This window comes from Bradyrhizobium sp. WYCCWR 12699 (assembly GCF_032144035.1).
Lineage (GTDB): Bacteria > Pseudomonadota > Alphaproteobacteria > Rhizobiales > Xanthobacteraceae > Bradyrhizobium.
Genome location: NZ_JAVTJN010000033.1, coordinates 684,636 through 701,183, shown reverse-complemented (window position 1 = coordinate 701,183; position 16,548 = coordinate 684,636). Strand labels below are relative to the sequence as shown.

Annotated in this window: 14 protein-coding genes and 1 pseudogene; 6 read left to right on the top strand and 9 right to left on the bottom strand. The window is 61.6% G+C overall.

Going from position 1 to position 16,548, the window contains the following annotated elements; translation table 11 throughout:
- The coding region (locus RPS27_RS23550; protein ID WP_313754561.1) for a M10 family metallopeptidase C-terminal domain-containing protein at nucleotides 1–1,488 on the bottom strand (1,488 nt) is incomplete at its 3' end.
- A gap of 201 nt (nucleotides 1,489–1,689) precedes the next feature.
- Between RPS27_RS23550 and RPS27_RS23545 the strand changes: the two genes are divergently transcribed.
- From RPS27_RS23545 to RPS27_RS23530, 4 genes are all read left to right on the top strand, one after another.
- Complete coding sequence (locus tag RPS27_RS23545; protein WP_313754560.1) at nucleotides 1,690–1,992, top strand: hypothetical protein; 303 nt, start codon at nucleotides 1,690–1,692, stop codon at nucleotides 1,990–1,992.
- 119 nt (nucleotides 1,993–2,111) lie between these two features.
- Nucleotides 2,112–3,305 carry a CoA transferase gene (locus RPS27_RS23540; protein WP_313754559.1) on the top strand — a complete coding sequence of 398 codons (1,194 nt, stop codon included), beginning with the start codon at nucleotides 2,112–2,114 and terminating at the stop codon, nucleotides 3,303–3,305.
- Nucleotides 3,306–3,707: 402 nt separating this feature from the next.
- Nucleotides 3,708–4,193, top strand: coding sequence for a hypothetical protein (locus RPS27_RS23535; RefSeq protein WP_313754558.1), 486 nt, complete (start codon nucleotides 3,708–3,710; stop codon nucleotides 4,191–4,193).
- 131 nt (nucleotides 4,194–4,324) lie between these two features.
- Nucleotides 4,325–5,353: an acyltransferase gene (locus RPS27_RS23530; protein ID WP_313754557.1), complete on the top strand. Its 1,029-nt coding sequence runs from the start codon at nucleotides 4,325–4,327 to the stop codon at nucleotides 5,351–5,353.
- 229 nt (nucleotides 5,354–5,582) lie between these two features.
- Here RPS27_RS23530 and RPS27_RS23525 read toward each other — a convergent pair whose 3' ends face one another.
- The 4 genes from RPS27_RS23525 to RPS27_RS23510 form a co-directional block, all read right to left on the bottom strand.
- Nucleotides 5,583–6,452, bottom strand: a complete 870-nt coding sequence (locus RPS27_RS23525; protein WP_313754556.1) for a porin family protein — start codon at nucleotides 6,450–6,452, stop codon at nucleotides 5,583–5,585.
- Nucleotides 6,453–6,619: 167 nt separating this feature from the next.
- Nucleotides 6,620–8,137: a tripartite tricarboxylate transporter permease gene (locus RPS27_RS23520; RefSeq protein ID WP_313754555.1), complete on the bottom strand. Its 1,518-nt coding sequence runs from the start codon at nucleotides 8,135–8,137 to the stop codon at nucleotides 6,620–6,622.
- Nucleotides 8,138–8,148: 11 nt separating this feature from the next.
- Complete coding sequence (locus tag RPS27_RS23515) at nucleotides 8,149–8,691, bottom strand: tripartite tricarboxylate transporter TctB family protein (protein ID WP_313754554.1); 543 nt, start codon at nucleotides 8,689–8,691, stop codon at nucleotides 8,149–8,151.
- A gap of 167 nt (nucleotides 8,692–8,858) precedes the next feature.
- Nucleotides 8,859–9,833: a tripartite tricarboxylate transporter substrate-binding protein gene (locus RPS27_RS23510; RefSeq protein ID WP_313754577.1), complete on the bottom strand. Its 975-nt coding sequence runs from the start codon at nucleotides 9,831–9,833 to the stop codon at nucleotides 8,859–8,861.
- Nucleotides 9,834–10,150: 317 nt separating this feature from the next.
- On the opposite strand from RPS27_RS23510, the gene RPS27_RS23505 reads away from it, so the two are divergent.
- Together RPS27_RS23505 and RPS27_RS23500 are read left to right on the top strand one after the other, a co-directional pair.
- Nucleotides 10,151–10,504, top strand: coding sequence for a hypothetical protein (locus tag RPS27_RS23505; protein WP_211419853.1), 354 nt, complete (start codon nucleotides 10,151–10,153; stop codon nucleotides 10,502–10,504).
- A 255-nt stretch (nucleotides 10,505–10,759) separates the two neighbouring features.
- Nucleotides 10,760–11,254 (top strand): hypothetical protein, encoded by a 495-nt coding sequence (locus tag RPS27_RS23500; protein ID WP_313754553.1) that lies wholly within the window; start codon nucleotides 10,760–10,762, stop codon nucleotides 11,252–11,254.
- Between the two features lie 389 nt (nucleotides 11,255–11,643).
- Here RPS27_RS23500 and RPS27_RS23495 read toward each other — a convergent pair whose 3' ends face one another.
- The 4 genes and pseudogenes from RPS27_RS23495 to RPS27_RS23480 form a co-directional block, all read right to left on the bottom strand.
- Nucleotides 11,644–12,441: an enoyl-CoA hydratase/isomerase family protein gene (locus RPS27_RS23495; protein WP_194403423.1), complete on the bottom strand. Its 798-nt coding sequence runs from the start codon at nucleotides 12,439–12,441 to the stop codon at nucleotides 11,644–11,646.
- 24 nt (nucleotides 12,442–12,465) lie between these two features.
- A complete protein-coding gene (locus RPS27_RS23490; protein ID WP_313754552.1) occupies nucleotides 12,466–13,665 on the bottom strand; it encodes a pyridoxal-phosphate-dependent aminotransferase family protein in 1,200 nt (399 codons plus the stop codon).
- A 241-nt stretch (nucleotides 13,666–13,906) separates the two neighbouring features.
- Nucleotides 13,907–15,189 (bottom strand): annotated as a pseudogene (locus RPS27_RS23485) (MFS transporter).
- 54 nt (nucleotides 15,190–15,243) lie between these two features.
- Entirely contained in the window at nucleotides 15,244–16,446 is a 1,203-nt protein-coding gene (locus RPS27_RS23480) for a pyridoxal-phosphate-dependent aminotransferase family protein (protein WP_409517560.1), read from the bottom strand.
- Nucleotides 16,447–16,548: the final 102 nt, after the last annotated feature.

The window sequence follows — 16,548 nt, the reverse complement described above, 5'->3', positions numbered from 1 at the left end:
TGTGAACTGTGCCCCACTCTTCCATGCCACCTCGTAACCACCCGTGATCGCCTCGACTCCCATGAGCGTCCAGGCGATTTGACCTTGCGTAACAGGTGAGCCTTGGTAGCTGAATTCAGGACCAGTACCCCCACCAACTGGATTGAAGAAATAATTGCTTCCAACCTGAACAAGACTCGTCGCGCCAAACGACTCGATCACGGTAGGGACCAATTGACTAATCAGCGCCGCACTCGTCACCGTGCCATCGGCGAACTGGAAGTTTTCCACCCCCGTGATCGTGTCGGTGCCGTCAGGTGACCCCGTGCGTCGATCAGCCAGCGTAAACGTCTGCGTCGTCGAATTATAGGAAACGGCGTAGGTCGCCCGGCTGCCCGAATACACCGCGGTGTCGATGCCCGAGCCGCCGATGATGGTGTCGTTGCCCGCCCCGCCGGTGATCGTGTCGTTGCCGCCGCCGCCGTTCAGCGTGTTGGCGATGGCGTTGCCGACGATGGTGTCGTTGCCGGATCCGCCGATCGCGTTGTCGATGTAGGAGCGCGCGTCTCCGTTGTAGAGATAGGCGTTGTAGACGTTGCCCGAGGCGTAATGGCCGTCGCCGAGATACGCCAATTGCGTCGCCGAGAACACCGACGAGGCACCGGGATTGAGATTGATGCTCAGGTTCGTCGTGTAGTTCGACAGGTCGTAGGTATCGACGCCGCCGCCATCCCATACCGTCTCGTAGATGCGGTTAGCCGAACCGCCGACGCCGCCGCCCGGCGCGAGCTGCCCGACACCGTTGATGAACTCCTGCCCGGTGGTCGGATTCCAGGTGTAGACGGTGCTGCCGCTCTGGGTCGTGTAGTCCGCGCCGTACATCGTCTGCAGCGCGAGGATATCGTTGGCCATGTAGGTCTGCGAATATCCGTACGCCTCGTTGGTGTAGCCGGACGTGGTCGAACCACCGACATAGCTGCGATAGCTCATGACGGTGTATTCGCTGTCGTCATGCGCGCTCGGCACTGCGACGTTGGCGGGGCCGCCGGCCTCCTGGCTGTGCTTGAGGCCGAAGGCATGGCCGAGCTCGTGCAGCGCCGTGGTGAAGTAGTAATTGCCGAGCTTGGCCAGCGAGAAATTGTACTGAGTGCCGAACCAGACGTCGCCGCCGGACGCATAATTGCCGGGATAGTAGGCGTAGGCGGTCGGATTGGCCGCCGGCGACTGCGCGACCATGATGTCGGCGCCGTTCGTGCCCGCGTATTGGATGTCGGCGTTGGTGTAGCTGAGGATCAATCCGACCGCGTAATTGATCGCCGCCTGAACCTGGCTGGGCACCGGGGCAAAGCCCGACGTGGTCGGCTCGCTGCTGCCGCCGCTATAGGGATTGGCGTAGTCGCTCGTCGCATCGGGAAAGCTGTAGGTGATCGTGCCAGACCATTTGGCGCCCGACAGCAGGCCGTCGATCTCGGCGTTGTTGGTGGCACTGACATTAACGGCGGTAGCCAATGGTCTCTCCAGAGCAACGCATCGCGAGCGATTCGGGGCGAAGGCATATGATTCTAGCTTGAGAGTTAAACGTTTGGTTTAAATTGGGCACCGGCGTCCGCGCCCCTTCCATAAGGCTGTGTTAGCCATCAAATCCCGTAGTCATACGGGACGCGCGGGCAAAAGCCTGGTTCCCGGAACACCAGGAATATACAGGGTTTCATGAAACGACGCTCACTGCTGGCCAGCCTGTCTGGCGCCCTGATCGCGCTTTCCGGACTGCCCCATCAACCCTTCGGAGAACTGCCTGTCATGGTGGAGAAGGCCAAGGCGGACGACAGCGGCAAAGCGGCGCGCGCGCCCTCCATGCCGATGGCCCGCGATCCTGCCGTCGCGGTAGCAGAGGAATACGAAGCCGCCCGCCGGAACGGAACGCGGGAGGCCCTCGAACTCTTCATTGCACGCCACAGTGACGATCCCCTGGCCGAGCAGGCGCGAGCCGAATTGAAGCGCCTGTCGCGCTGATCGGGCAGGCACCGCATCAGGCATGGCATTTCGGCAGGCGGGATCGGCGTCGGGCCGGCTTGCCGCGTGACCTTTCGGCACTATGGTAGGCCCCGCAATCTGTCCCGGAGCCTTTCACGATGCCCTTTCCGCATGCCTCGGAAGCCCTGTCGCGCTTCACCGTGCTCGATCTGACCCGCGTCCGCTCCGGGCCGACCTGCGTGCGGCAACTGGCGGACTGGGGGGCGAATGTCGTCAAGATCGACGCGCTGACCGAGGACGCCGGTGGCGAGCAGCCGGGCGGCCCCCGGCGAGGCTCCGACTTTCAGAATTTGCATCGCAACAAGCGGGCCATGACGCTGAACCTGAAGGACGAGCGCGGGCTCGCCGTGTTCAAGCGCCTCGCCGCCAAGGCCGATGTCGTGGTCGAGAATTTCCGGCCCGACGTGAAGAAGAAGCTCGGCATCGATTACGAGAGTCTCGCCGCAATCAACCCACGCATCGTCTATGGCAGCATCTCCGGCTTCGGCCAGGATGGCCCCTATCACAAGCGGCCGGGCTTCGATCAGATCGCGCAAGGCATGGGCGGGTTGATGTCGATCACGGGCGCGCCGGGCCAGGGCCCGATGCGGGTCGGCATTCCCGTCGCCGACCTCACGGCCGGCCTGTTCTGCGCCATGGGCATCCTCACCGCGCTGCTCGAGCGCGAGGTCTCGGGCAAGGGCCAGTGGGTGCAGACGTCACTGCTTCAGGCACAGATCTTCATGCTCGACTTCCAGGCGGCGCGCTGGCTGATGGAGAAGGAGGTCGCCAAGCAGGCCGGCAACAACCACCCGACCAGCATTCCGACCGGCGTCTTCAGGACGTCCGACGGCTATATTAACATCGCCACCACGGGCGGGCGGATCTGGGAGCGTTGCGCGCAGGCGATCGGCGCAGCGGAGCTCTATGCCCATCCCGACTATGCGACCGCGCCTGCCCGCTCCAAGAACCGCGACGCGCTCAACGCCGAGATCGAGAAGCGCACCGTGACGAAGTCGACCGACACCTGGGTCCGCGAGCTCAACGAGGCCGGCGTGCCCTGCGGGCCGATCTATGCCATCGACCAGATGTTCGAGGACGCCCAGGTCAAGCATCTCGGCATCGCCCAGGACGTGCCCAACGAGGAAAACCGTCCTATCCGGCTGGTCGGCCAGCCCGTGACTCTGTCACGCACGCCGAGCAGGATGGTGGCGCGGCCGCCGGAATTCGGCGAGCAGACCGACGAGGTCTTGAAGGAGTTCGGGCTCAGTGCGGACGAGATCGCAGGGCTCAGAGACGCCAAGGTGGTATAGCCCCAGAAAAAGCATTTCTCAGCGGCCCGTTCGCCTTGACGGCTCAAGCTCTCGCTGCTCTTAAAGGGCGAGGTCGAGGAGGACACTTTCGAAGGTAATTTGTGTCGGGTGCTACTTACCGCTACTTGCGTCGATAATATTAACTTTAGAACAAGGGGGACGACGATCTCGCTTTGCTGACGGCGCTGCCGCACCTTCGGAACTCCAACAGCCGTTCGTTGAAACAGGGCGGTTTTGATTCGAAGGCTGTTTTTCACCTCTAAGTCCCCCTTTGCCTCGCGGTCGTTCGAGAACGATTCTCCGGGAACGGATCACAGCCACCTCAAAGGACAATGATGTGATCGAATTATCAAGGCCAGTGTTCCCCGTGCCAAACAACTCCCGGAACCTGCAGATAACCAGATGATTTTGAGTACGCATGCAATCGTCGGTGGCGCGATCGCCAGCCTAATTCCTTTGCACCCGACAGCCGCGGCGATCGCAGGGTTCGCAAGCCATTTCACAATTGATGCAATTCCGCACTGGGACTATCCACTTCGCTCAATTACTCTCGGCAAAGGTGCTAACAATCGCCGCCTGCCCTTCAGCGGCGCGACCCTGATGGATTTTGCAATCATCGGAATTGACGCGTGCGCTGGACTCGGCCTGGCACTTTGGATGTTTGCAATGGAAGGATCGATTTGGACGATAGCGATCGGCGCCTTCACCGCGATGTTGCCAGACGCCTTGCAATTCGCTCACACCCTTTACCCGCGTGGCTTACTTCATGTCCTCCAACGGTTTCATTGGTGGATACACTCTAAGCGCGCGTTGACTGGAATATTTGGCGTCGGTTCACAGCTAGCATTCGCCGGAATGATCGCTGTACTCGCGAGAAGCCTCCATTGAACCCGCAGGCATATAGGGTCGTCTCCAATGAATGCGCAGCCCCAAAATTAGCTTGACCCTTGTCCTGATCACAACCCTTCCGTAGTCTGCCGATCAGATTCAAGGCACGACATACCTAACGAAGTGACCTCATGGGGCTACTGCGAATACTTCTAGCGTTGGCGGTTATTGGTGATCACGCGAGGCCCCCGTTTGATTGGCTTCACTTCACGGCTGGAACCATCGCAGTCGAAATGTTCTTTGTCGTTTCCGGCTTCTATATGCAGATGGTGCTGTCTCAGCGATACACCTCTGCAACCGCCTTCTATGTCAGTCGAGCAATTCGCATATATCCCACCTACTGGATCATTGCAGGTGTCACTTATTTTTCGTTTTGGCCGATCAACGGATTCCGACACATTTCAAATCTCGGATGGCAACCAGCCACCCTGGTATTTGCATCGAACCTCCTGATATTTTTTCAAGACACGTTGCTGTTCCTTGGCGTAGATCATGAGCGACTTTTCTTCACCGCCAATTTTCAATCAGCCTCCAACCTGCCCTCATCGTATCTGATCGTGCGTCCATCGTGGACCTTGGCGCTCGAGCTCTATTTCTACTTGTTCGCACCCTATTTGGCTCGAGTCCGCAATTCTTTCTTGATTACTCTAGCTCTGACCCTCACTGCAGGCAGACTCGCCGCATATCACGCCGGATTGGATCATGATCCATGGTTCTATCGCTTCTTTCCTTTCGAACTTCCACTATTTCTGCTCGGAATGCTAGGCTACCGTCTGTTCGACAGAAATGAGCACCTTCATTTTTTGAGGTCCAAGGTCCTAGCTCTAAGCGCCATCGTTGCGATGATCGTGCTCGGTCGGTACTTTACATTGAGTGTGCCCGCCCAATACAGCTTTATCGCGGCTGCGACATCCGTCCTAGTGGTGCCGATGGCATTTGCGGCCTTCAAGGACGTCAGCATCGATCGATTTGTGGGAGATCTTTCTTATCCAATCTACCTCATTCATTTCCCTATCATCCAATTCGTTAGTAGCACGTATGCAAACGTAGTGGGATTGAGCTTCGCCTTATCGTGCCTCATCGTCATTTGCCTCGATAGACCGTTAGATCGAATTCGCCATCGTCTGACGACGGTATTTCACAAATCGGAATATCGTTAGCGGGCGAGTCCAGAAGATGAGCAACGAAACTCCGCCCGCCGTTTGGCCGATTTCATAAGATGGCATCTGACTAGTCCGGTGCGGCGTAAGCTGTCCTAGAAATCGGATCGTGATCCTCATCAAGACGCGTGAAGCGTTGCGAGACACGTCCTAAAGAGGTGGAAAAATCGAAGCCCGGCACGAGGCCGGGCTTTGCGTCTTCTTTGAGCTTTACTGATTTGGTGCTTGCTTAGTACCTTGCAACCACCGGGCCGCCGAACTGATAGTTGATGCCGGCGCGCAGGATGTGATCGGTGAAGCGCGAGGAAGCACTGGCTGCAATCGTGGGGGACGGCGCCAGCGAGAACGGACCTGACGAGAAGCGGCCGAGATCCATGTAGAGATATTCGAGCTTGGCGCTCCAGTTCTGGTTGATCTTGCCTTCCACACCCGCGCCAACGGTCCAGCCGACGCGCGTATCGGATGTCGAGCTGGTCGAGGCGACCGCGACACCGGCGGGCGTGAAGCCGGCGATGGTGCCGGTGGTCTTGATCTCGCCGAAGGCCACACCACCGGTGCCGTAGAACAGCACCTTCGGCGTCGCCAGGATGCCGACGCGGCCGCGGACCGTGCCGAACCACTGCAGCTTCTGGTCGATCGCCAGCGTGGTGCCGGCAGCAGCGCCGGCAGGCAGGAAGGTCAGGCCGGGAACGCAGGCACCCCCTGCAAGTCCGGCGGGGGCGCAGTTGAAGCCGGCGCGGCCCTTTTCGTCCGACCAGTTCAGGTCGCCCTCGATGCCGAACACCCAGTTGGAGCTCTGCCAGTTGTAGCCTGCCTGGCCACCGGCAACGGCACCGTTCATGTCGAACGAGGCGGAGGTGATGGATCCGGCCGGAGGCACGATCACCGCACCGGTCGCCGTGTTGTTATAGGTGACGTCGGTGCGCGAACGGCCCCAGCTATAGCCGGCATTGCCCCCGATGTAGAACCCGGTCCAGCTCCAGACCGGATCGACCATGACCGGAGCCTTCACATAGGGCTTCGCCGCCAGATCAGCAGCCAGCGCGCCTGTCGCAAACAGCGACATCGCCGCTGCCATTCCAATCACAATCCGCTTCATCGCAAATCCCCTTGGCCACAATCTCGTGACCAAGAAATACGCCACCCCCAGCCCCATGGCTGTGCCGCGCCGGCAACATTCCGAAATAATCAGCTTGGGGTGGTGCCGGGCTGGATCGCCACCACTTCCCGCAAGCTATTGATTTGCAACAACGTTGCGCCGCAGTACTAACGCAATGTCGCCCTGGTCCGCTGCGTCCATCGGACACGGCCGAGCAAGCCGTCGATCACGGGCCAGAACAGCAGCACGATCGCCAACGTCGTGATCGAACCGACCAGGGCGTTCGACCAGAACACCTTCAGCGTCCCGCCGGAGCCGATCATCGACAGGCGGAAGGCATCCTCGGCGCGGTTGCCGAGCACCAGGGCCAGGGTGAACGGTGCCAGCGGAATGCCGATCTTCTTGAAGACGTAGCCGACGACACCGAAGCCGAGCATCAGCCAGATGTCGAACATCGCGTTCTGGATCGCGTAGGCGCCGATCGCGCAGGACACCACGATCATCGGCGCCACGGCGGCGAACGGCACGCGCAGGATCGAGGCGAAGATCGGCACCGTCGTCAGCACCAGCACGAGACCGACGACATTGCCAAGATACATCGAGGCGATCAGGCCCCAGACGAAGTCCTTGTGCTCGACGAACAGCAGCGGCCCCGGGTTGAGCCCCCACACCATCAGCCCGCCGAGCAGGATCGCCGCGGTGCCCGAGCCCGGAATGCCAAGCGCCAGCATCGGCAACAGCGCGGAGGTCCCGGAGGCATGCGCCGCCGTCTCCGGCGCGAACACGCCCTCGATGCGGCCCTTGCCAAAGCTCTCGGGATCCTTGGCGAAACGCTTGGCAAGGTTGTAGCCCATGAAGGAGGCCGCGATCGCGCCGCCCGGCGTAATGCCGAGCCAGCAGCCGATGAAGGAGGAGCGCAGCAGCGTCACCCAGTATTTCGGCAGGTCCTTCCAGACGCTGAGCACGACGCGCAGCGAAATGCTCGCCGCATGTCCGCGCAGCGCCAGCCGCTCCTCCATCGTCAGCAGGATCTCGCTGATTCCGAACAGGCCGATGACGGCGACCAGGAAGTTGATGCCGCGAAGCAGCTCCGGCGAGCCGAAGGTCATGCGCAGATTGCCCGATACCGTATCCATGCCGATGCCGGCGAGCAGCAGCCCCAGCGACATCGAGATGACCGTCTTGTGCTTGGCCTCGCGTCCCAATCCGACAAAGGAGCAGAAGGTAAGCAGATACACCGCGAAGAACTCAGGCGGGCCGAATTTCAACGCGAATGACGAGATCATCGGCGCAAGGAAGGTGATCAGCAGCACCGCGACCAGCGAGCCGATGAAGGAGGAGGTGAACGCCGCGGTCAGCGCCTCCGCCGCCCTGCCCTGCTGCGCCATCGGATAGCCGTCGAACGTGGTCGCGACGGACCAGGCTTCGCCGGGAATGTTGAACAGGATCGAGGTGATCGCACCGCCGAACAGCGCGCCCCAATAGATGCAGGACAGCATCACGATCGCCGAGGTCGGATCCATGGTGAAGGTGAGCGGCAACAGGATCGCGACGCCGTTGGGGCCGCCGAGGCCCGGCAGCACGCCGACGAAGATGCCGAGCACCAGCCCGACCATCATCAACAGGACCGTCTTCCACGTCAGCAGGACGGCAAAACCGTGTAGCAGGAGACCAAAAGCTTCCATCGCGAATTCCGCTAGCGGCCGAAGGCCGCTTCGAGCGGCCCTTTCGGCATGATGACGTCGAAGGCGATGTCGAAGGTGACGAACATGATCGCCGTGAACAGGAAGGCCGTGAGCAGCGACTTCCACAGCGCGATCTTGCCGACGAAGCGCATGAAGCCCGCGATCAGGAGGAAGCTCGCGACATAGAGGCCGAGGAACTGCGTCAGCAGGCAGAACAGCAGCGTCGGCACTAACACCGCCAGCACGCGGCGGCCTTGCGCGCGCGTGACGAAACTTCCGGACGAGGCACGCCGCGCCAGCAGCGCGACGACGAGGCCATAGAGGCTGCCGCCTCCGAGGATGACCGAGAGATAGAACGGGAAATAGCCGGGCTCGGGCCCGGTCGCATCCCAGGACGCGCCGGTGCGCCAATTGTCGGTGCCGAGCGTGACGGCCAGCGCGAGCAGCAGGAGACAGACGACGATCTCGGCCGTGCCGGAGGACACGACGGAGGGCGAGTCGTCTTCAGGCGCGGTCGGATCGTCGACGACGATTTCTAGATCGGTTTGGGACATGAGCTCGGGTGCACGTCTGGGAATTGTTAACCTCTCCCCGTTCTTAGGGGGAGAGGTCGGCGCGAAGCGTCGGGTGAGGGGCTCTCTCCACGGCTAGACTCGTGGAGAACCCTCACCCCCCCTGCCCTCTCCCCTTAAGCACAGGGAGAGGGAGAAGAGAGAGCCAGCTACTTCGCGACGAACCCGGCTTCGGTCATCAGCGATCTGTTCTGCGCGTCATCCTCCTCGAGGAACTGCACCATGTCCTTGCCGGTGAGGAAGATCGGCTTCAGCGCCTGCTTCTCCATGTATTCCTTGTACTCCGCGGTCTGCGTCACCTTGTGGAAGAGATCGACGTAGAACGCCTGCTGCTCGGCCGTGACCTTGCCGGGCAGGAACATCGCCCTCAGCATCAGATATTGCACGTCGACGCCCTCCTCCTTGCAGGTCGGGATGTCGGCCCAGGACTGGGTCTCGGTCACCTTGGTGGTGTAGGAGATGCGCTCCTTGTCGAATACGCAGAGCGGACGCACCTGGCCCGCGCGCCAGACTTCGAGATTTTCGGATGGGTTGTTGACGTTGGCCTCGGTGTGGTTGCCGACCAGCTGGGTCGCGGCCTCGCCGCCGGACTTGTAGGGCAGATAGGAGAACTTCGCGCCGGTCTTCTGCTCGAGGAAGACGGTCAGCACGTGGTCCTCGCGCTTGGAGCCGGTGCCGCCCATCTTGAACGGCGCGCTCGCGGCCTTCGCCGCCGCGACGAACTCCTTCACCGTCTTGGGGCCCGCGCTGTTGTCCCACAGCACGAACTGGTCGAGCGCGACCACCGAAACCGGGGTCAGCTCACGCCAGTTGAACGGGATCTTCGCCGACAGCGGCAGCATATAGATCAGCGAATAGGCGATCAGCACCTTGTTCGGATCGCCCTCGCTGGACTTCATGTACATCAGCGCTTCCGCACCCGAGGCGCCGCCCTTGAGCGAGACGACGACCGGCTGCTTCATCAGATTGTTCTTCTGGATCGCGGCTTGCATCATCCGCGCCATCTGGTCCGAAGCGCCGCCCGCGCCGGCCGCCACCACGATCTCGACCGGCTTTGCCGGCTCCCAGCCGGCAAAGCCCGGCGTACCGCACAGCGCGGCCGTCAGTGCCAGCGCGGCCTTCATTCCATGTCCCACGAGCGTGCTCCCCAAGTTCTTGCCTATGTTCTTGTTCGGATTGGAAATTTTGAAGATGAATTCAGAGCCATTGTGCGGGCGAATGCGACTGAGTTCAAGCCGTCCGACGCCATCCCCGGTATGACTTTGGAATGAGACCAGGCCGCGGAACGAGACAAAGTTGCATAGTCAGGTTAGAAGCCACGGGCCTGGTGAGCCCGGAGAGCAAGACCAGGGGCCTTGATCGGATTCACAATGACCCAGTCTCAGGCCACTTCGGTAAGTCGACTTCTTGATGAGTTGGAGAAGTTGAGAGTTGCGAATTGATGCCGCGCCTACTCTACATCAACGAAAAATTTGGCCATGACGCGACGATCATCCTCGACAGTGGCGACGCCTGTTGGGTCTCCGTTGGCAAGAGGGGCGTCTTGGTGCGTTCGCACGGGCACAGCTTTTGGGGCGGCCTACTGGGAAGCCTGTTCGGCCCGAAGCTTTATCAGGAACGGAATATCTACCAGGCGCTGAACGTTGCCCAAGCTCTCGCGGCGAAGTTTCGGCCGGTTCCACAAATTAAGTGCAAGGACATGATGCTGAGAGCATTCTGCACGGCGGTCTGGCAGTGCTCTTCACCCGAGCTGGTTAAAGCTGTATTGAATGATCCGGCGTTGCTTGCGGCCTAACTTGCTGCGCTTTGCCGGACTCATTTTGCTTCAAGTTCGTCTTGCTATTTTCTGAGTCAACCATATTCCTAAAATATGAATACGCGTAGAAAAGTCATTTTGGACCACGTCCACGAGCGGCGGAGAACGCGGTGGAAGGTGCAGTGGGGAGTTCCTGCCCGAGCTGCTGGGGGAACTGCAAGGGCAGCCGCGCTATCAGGTGACCAGCGACGGGAGATTGCGCGGAAGGCCGCCGAGGCCCGTTGGGCAAGACATTTGCCACAGGCAACACATCAAGGCGTCCTTCGATTTGGGGACATCGAAATCGAAGTTGCTATCCTTGAAGACGGACAGCGTGTGATTACTCAAAGCGGCTTCATGGTGGATCTTGGTCGCATTCGTCCGCCTAAAGGACGTCAATATTACAAGAGCGGCGCCAGTCTTCCTGCTTTTCTAACAGTGCAGAATCTAGTCCCCTTTATTGGCGAAGATCTTGTTACGGCAGCCCATCAGATCGAGTTCCGCACAAAATCGGGCGTCAAGGCGTTCGGGTACACGCCACAATTCCTCTCAGAGGTCTGTAGTATTTTTGCGCGCGCCCAACATGCTGGAGTCCTGAAGGCCGATCAGCAGAAGATTGCCAACCGCGCCCAAATTATCGCCGAGCAGCTGGAACACTCATCCACTATGCGTCTGATAGATGAAGCGACACGTTACCAAGAATGTCGCGAGACACAGACGCGGTGGAATCCTTATCGGTGTGAGGAATGAATATTGGGCTCCTCCACGTGTTCGTTTATGCGGTATCAATCTAGGAGCCGGCTTATCAGCGCCGAGCCAGAGGGTGATTGGGCGAGCTGGAAAGGCGAGGTATTCGCTGCGGTTTAGGGACTACGCATGAGCCTCCTTCAGGGTGCCCTGGTTGTCTTAATGCTGGTCGGCGCTGGTCCAACCGTGTTCGCCAAGGGCGTGCCGCAGGATCCAAGACCTCAATCGCAATGCCTTGTGAATGCCTCTGAATTGCCCCCGGGGACGCCAAAAGTCACGTGCCCAACTCGCAGCTCGCCGGGAAGCTTTTGCGCCTGCCCCAGATTCACGAAGGACGGCGAGGCCGAAGGATACTTCGTTGGGACGGCAAGATAGCCACCCGTCCGCTCGGGCTACTTGCCCTTCCAGACGGGTGCGCGCTTGTTGAGGAAGGCGTCCATGCCCTCGCGGAAATCGTCGCTCATATAGGCCTTGAGGATCAGGTCCTCGCCCTCTTCGCGCGACAGCGTGCGGCGGATGCGGCGCACGGCTTCCTTGGTCGCCTCCAGCGTGAGCGGGGCGTGGCTCGCCACGAGCTTTGCGGTCTCGTCGGCGCGGCGCTGCAAGGTCTCGACATCAGGGACGATCTCGTTGAGCAGGCCGAGCGACAGGGCCTCCTGCGCCTCGACCAGGCGCGCCTTGAATATCAGATCCTTGGTGCGGGCAGGCCCGACCAGCGCGACGACACGGCTGATGTTCGACATCGACAGGCAGTTGCCGAGCGTGCGCGCGATCGGAAAGCCCATCCGCGTCGTCTCGGTGCCGATGCGCAAGTCGCAGCAGGCTGCGATCCCGGCGCCGCCGCCGGTGCAGGCCCCGGCGATAGCCGCGATCACGGGCACGCGGCACTGCTCGAGCGTGCCAAGCACGCGGTCGATGCGCGCCTCGTAGTCGAGTGCGTCCTGTGCGGTCTTGAACGCACGGAACTGGGAAATGTCGGTGCCGGAGGCGAACGCCTTGTCGCCGGCCCCGGTCAGGATCAGCGCCTTGATCGAACGGTCGGCGTTGATCTCAAGGCAGATCTCCGCCATGCGGTCATACATGGCGAAGGTCATGGCGTTGCGCGCCTGGGGGCGGTTGAAGGTGATCCGCGCGATGCCGTCCGTGACAGAGTAGAGCAGGTCTTCGTTCGTCGTCGTCGGTGCGTTCATCGCGCGCTCACTTTCAAGGTTAGTTCAGGCCACCTGAGCCTTGGTCATCGGGACCACGTCGCGTCCCTTCAGGACGTCCATGGCCGCCAGCACGCCGCCGCTCCGGTGCGGAATCTTTGCAAGATCGAGGCCCATCTCGACACCGGCGAGCGTCCCCATCAGCATCAGATCGTTGAAATGGCCGATATGGCCGATGCGGAACACCTTGCCCTTGACCTTGTTCAGGCCGGTCCCGAGCGACATGTCGAAGGCTTCCAGCACGACCTTGCGGAACGCGTCGGCGTCGTGTCCATCTGGCACGCGCACGCCGGTCAGCGCCGGCGAGTGCGCAGCGGGGTCGGAGCACTGCGTCTCCAGGCCCCAGACTTTGACCGCGGCGCGCGTGGCGGCGCTGTGGCGCTTGTGGCGGGACCAGACATTTTCCAGCCCCTCCTCTTCCAGCATCTCGACCGCTTCGCGCAGGCCGTAGAGCAGGTTGGTGGCGGGCGTGTAGGGGAAGGTGCCGAGCTTGTTGAAGGTGATGACTTCCTGCCAGTCCCAGTAGGAGCGCATGCCGGGATTGGCCTTGGCGACAGCGAGCGCCTTTTCCGAGACGGCGTTGAAACCGAGGCCCGGCGGCAGCATCAGGCCCTTCTGCGAGCCGGCGACCGAGACGTCGATACCCCAGGCATCATGTTCGTATTCCATCGATCCGAGGCCGGAGATGGTGTCGACCATCAGCAGCGCCGGATGCTTGACGCGGTCGAGCAGCTTGCGCACCTCCAGCGGCGGCGTCACGCAGCCGGTCGAGGTCTCGTTGTGGACGACGCAGACCGCCTTGATCGCGTGCTGCTTGTCGGCGGTCAGGCGCTTTTCGATCTCGGCGAGGTCGGCGCCATGGCGCCAGTCACTCGGGATGAAATCGACGTCGAGCTTGAACTTGTCGGCAATGCCGCGCCACAGCACGGCGAACTGGCCGGTCTCGCACATCAAAAGCTTGTCGCCGGGCGAGAACACATTGACCATCGCCGCTTCCCAGGCGCCGGTGCCGGACGAGGGGAAGATGATCACGGGCTGCTTGGTCCGGAACACGCGCTGCATCGCGGCAAGGACGGCGAAACCGAGCTCAGCGAACTCCGGACCGCGATGGTCCAGCGTCGGCATGTCCATCGCCCGCAGCACCCGGTCGGGCACATTGGTCGGTCCTGGAATCTGTAGGAAATGCCTTCCAGTATGCACGGTCATCGGCGTCCTTCCCGGTTGTGCCTTGATCTTGATGGCCGCCGAATAGCACCATTTGACCGGCTTGTCCCCTCTCCTAAAGACACCTTCCATGCATAAGCGATGGATCTCCGCCGCCCCCGTCGCCAGGGCGTATGACATCACGGATTTTGGACACCGAAGCCTGCTACTCCCGTCGTGGCCAGGCTTGTCCCGGCCATTTGCCCGGGACAAGCCCGGACATGACTGAAAGTCGTAAAGCGCCCTACTCCGCGGCCACCATCTTTTCGGATGGCCCCCTCCCCGCCGCCTCCGTGAACGGCCGCTCCGGATGCATCAGGAAAGCGGAGAAGCCCCCGAGCAGCAGCAAGCCCATGGACATCGGGAACGGCAGATACCAGTTGCCGGTCACGTCGATCACGAACTCGGCGACCAACGGGGACACGATGGCGGCGAAGGCCGAGCCGGTGTTCATGATTCCCGAGGCGGTCCCGGAATATTTCGGGGCGATGTCCATCGGGATCGACCACATCGGGCCGATCACCAGCTCGGCGCAGAAGAAGCCGGCTGACAGGCACAGCGCCACCACGGTGATGTCGTGGACGAACAGGATCGGCAGCAGCGACCAGAGCGCGCCCGTAAATCCCGCGACCGTGACGCTCAATCGTGCCAAGCGGACATTACCGGTGCGCTCGAGGATTTTGTCCGAGAGCACACCGCCGGCGCTGTCGCCGACCACGCCGGCGAAGAACACGCCCGAGGCGAACAGCGCCGAGTTCTTGATGTCGAGATTGTAGTTGTTCTTGAAGAACAGCGGCAGCCAGTTCAGGTACAGCCACAGGCACCAGCCGTAGCAGAAATAGGTCAGCGTCACCGGCCACATGCGGCCAAAGAGCGGTCCCCAGGGCACGCGCGGCCGTTCGCCGGTCAGGCGCGGCGGCAGCGCCGCGAGCTCCGCCTCGGTGATGGAGGCATGGTCCTTCGGCTCGTTGCGGAAGTACCAGACCCAGATGACGCCCCAGACGAGGCTGACGAGGCCGAGCACCACGAAGGCGCCGCGCCAGGTCAGCCACACGATCAGCAGCGCCACCACCGGCGGCGTCACCGCATTGCCGAGCCGGGCGAAGGAATGCGTGAGCCCTTGCGCAAATCCGCGGCGGCTCGCCGGCGTCCAGTATTGCATCGCGCGCGTCGCGGTCGGGAACGTCGCACCTCGCCGAAGCCGAGCGCGAAGCGGGCAATGAACAGCGCGACGAGGCCGTGCACGAAGCCGGTCATGATAGTGGCGACCGCCCAGATCATGCCGCACCAGAACAATGTCTTGCGCGGCCCGAAACGGTCGCCGACCCAGCCGCCGATCACCTGAAACAGCAGATAGGGATAGGCAAAGGCGGAGAAGACGAGGCCGAGCTGGGTGTTCGAGAGGCCAAGCTCCTTCTGAATTTCGCTCGCCGCCGTGCCGATGTTGACCCGGTCGACATAGGTGATGAAGTACATCGCGCAGAGCATCGCCAGCACGACATGCGTGGCCTTGAACCGAACTCCCATCTCGCCCTCCCTGATCGCTTTTTTTGTGATTTCCAGCCGCGCGTCCGGCGCGGCCTAAGTGCCCACCACTTTCAGATGAGGCGATGCATTGCCCTGCGGGCGCTGCTCCAGAAGCTTCATCGCGACATCGACACCGCCGGAGCGATGCGGCACGCCCGCGACCGACAGGCCCATCTCGACGCCGGTGAGCGCGCCGAGCAGCGTCAGCGCGTTGCATTCGCCGAGATGGCCGATACGGAAGACTTTTCCGGCTACCTTCGACAGGCCGGAGCCGAGCGACATGTTGTAATTGTCGAGCACCACCTTCCGGAACTGGTCGGCGTCGTGGCCGGGCGGCATCAGCACGGCGGTGAGCACCGGCGAGAACTCCGACGGCTCCTGGCAGAGCACCTCGAGACCCCAATGATTGACGGCAGCGCGGGTCGCGGCGGCAAGCCGCTGATGCCGCGCAAACACGTTGTCGAGACCCTCCTCGAGCAGCATCGCGATCGCCTCGCGCAGGCCGTAGAGCAGATTGGTTGCGGGCGTGTAGGGGAAGAAGCCTTTTGCGTTGGGCTTGAGCATCTCCTCCCAGTCGAAATAGGAGCGCGGCATCTTGTTGCTCTTCGTCGCAGCAAGCGCCTTCTGCGAGATCGCATTGAAGCCGAGGCCGGGCGGCAGCATGAAACCCTTCTGCGAGCAGCTGACGCTGACATCGACCTTCCACTCGTCGTGGCGGTAGTCGACCGAGCCGAGCGAGGAAATGGTGTCGACCATCAAGAGCGCCGGATGGCCTGTGCGGTCGATCGCGGCACGGATCTCGGTGATGCGGCTGGTCGCGCCGGTCGAGGTCTCGTTGTGCACGACCATGACGGCCTTGATCGCCCGCGCAGTGTCCTCGGTGAGCCTTGCCTCGATCAATGCGGGATCGGCGCCGCGGCGCCAGTCGCCGGGGACGAAGTCGACCTCGATGCCGAAGCGACCCGCCATCTGGCGCCATAGCGTCGCGAAATGGCCGGTCTCGACCATCAGCACCTTGTCGCCCGGCGACAGCGTGTTGACGATCGCGGCCTCCCAGGCGCCGGTGCCCGAAGAGGGGAAGATCACGACCGGCCCTTTGGTCTGGAAGATCTTCTGGCTGCCTTCGAGCACGATGCGGCCGAGCTCACCGAACTCCGCGCTGCGGTGGTCTATGACCGGCATGTCCATGGCGCGCAGGACGCGCTCGGGGACCGGGCTCGGGCCCGGAATCTGAAGGAAATGGCGTCCCTGATGCATGAAAACCTCCCTGGCGGCGGATCTTCGCCGGCTCTTGAGACTATTTTGCATTCATTTTTTGTCCTTTCAATCGAAGTTTGGTATTCGATTGTGGACGTCGAC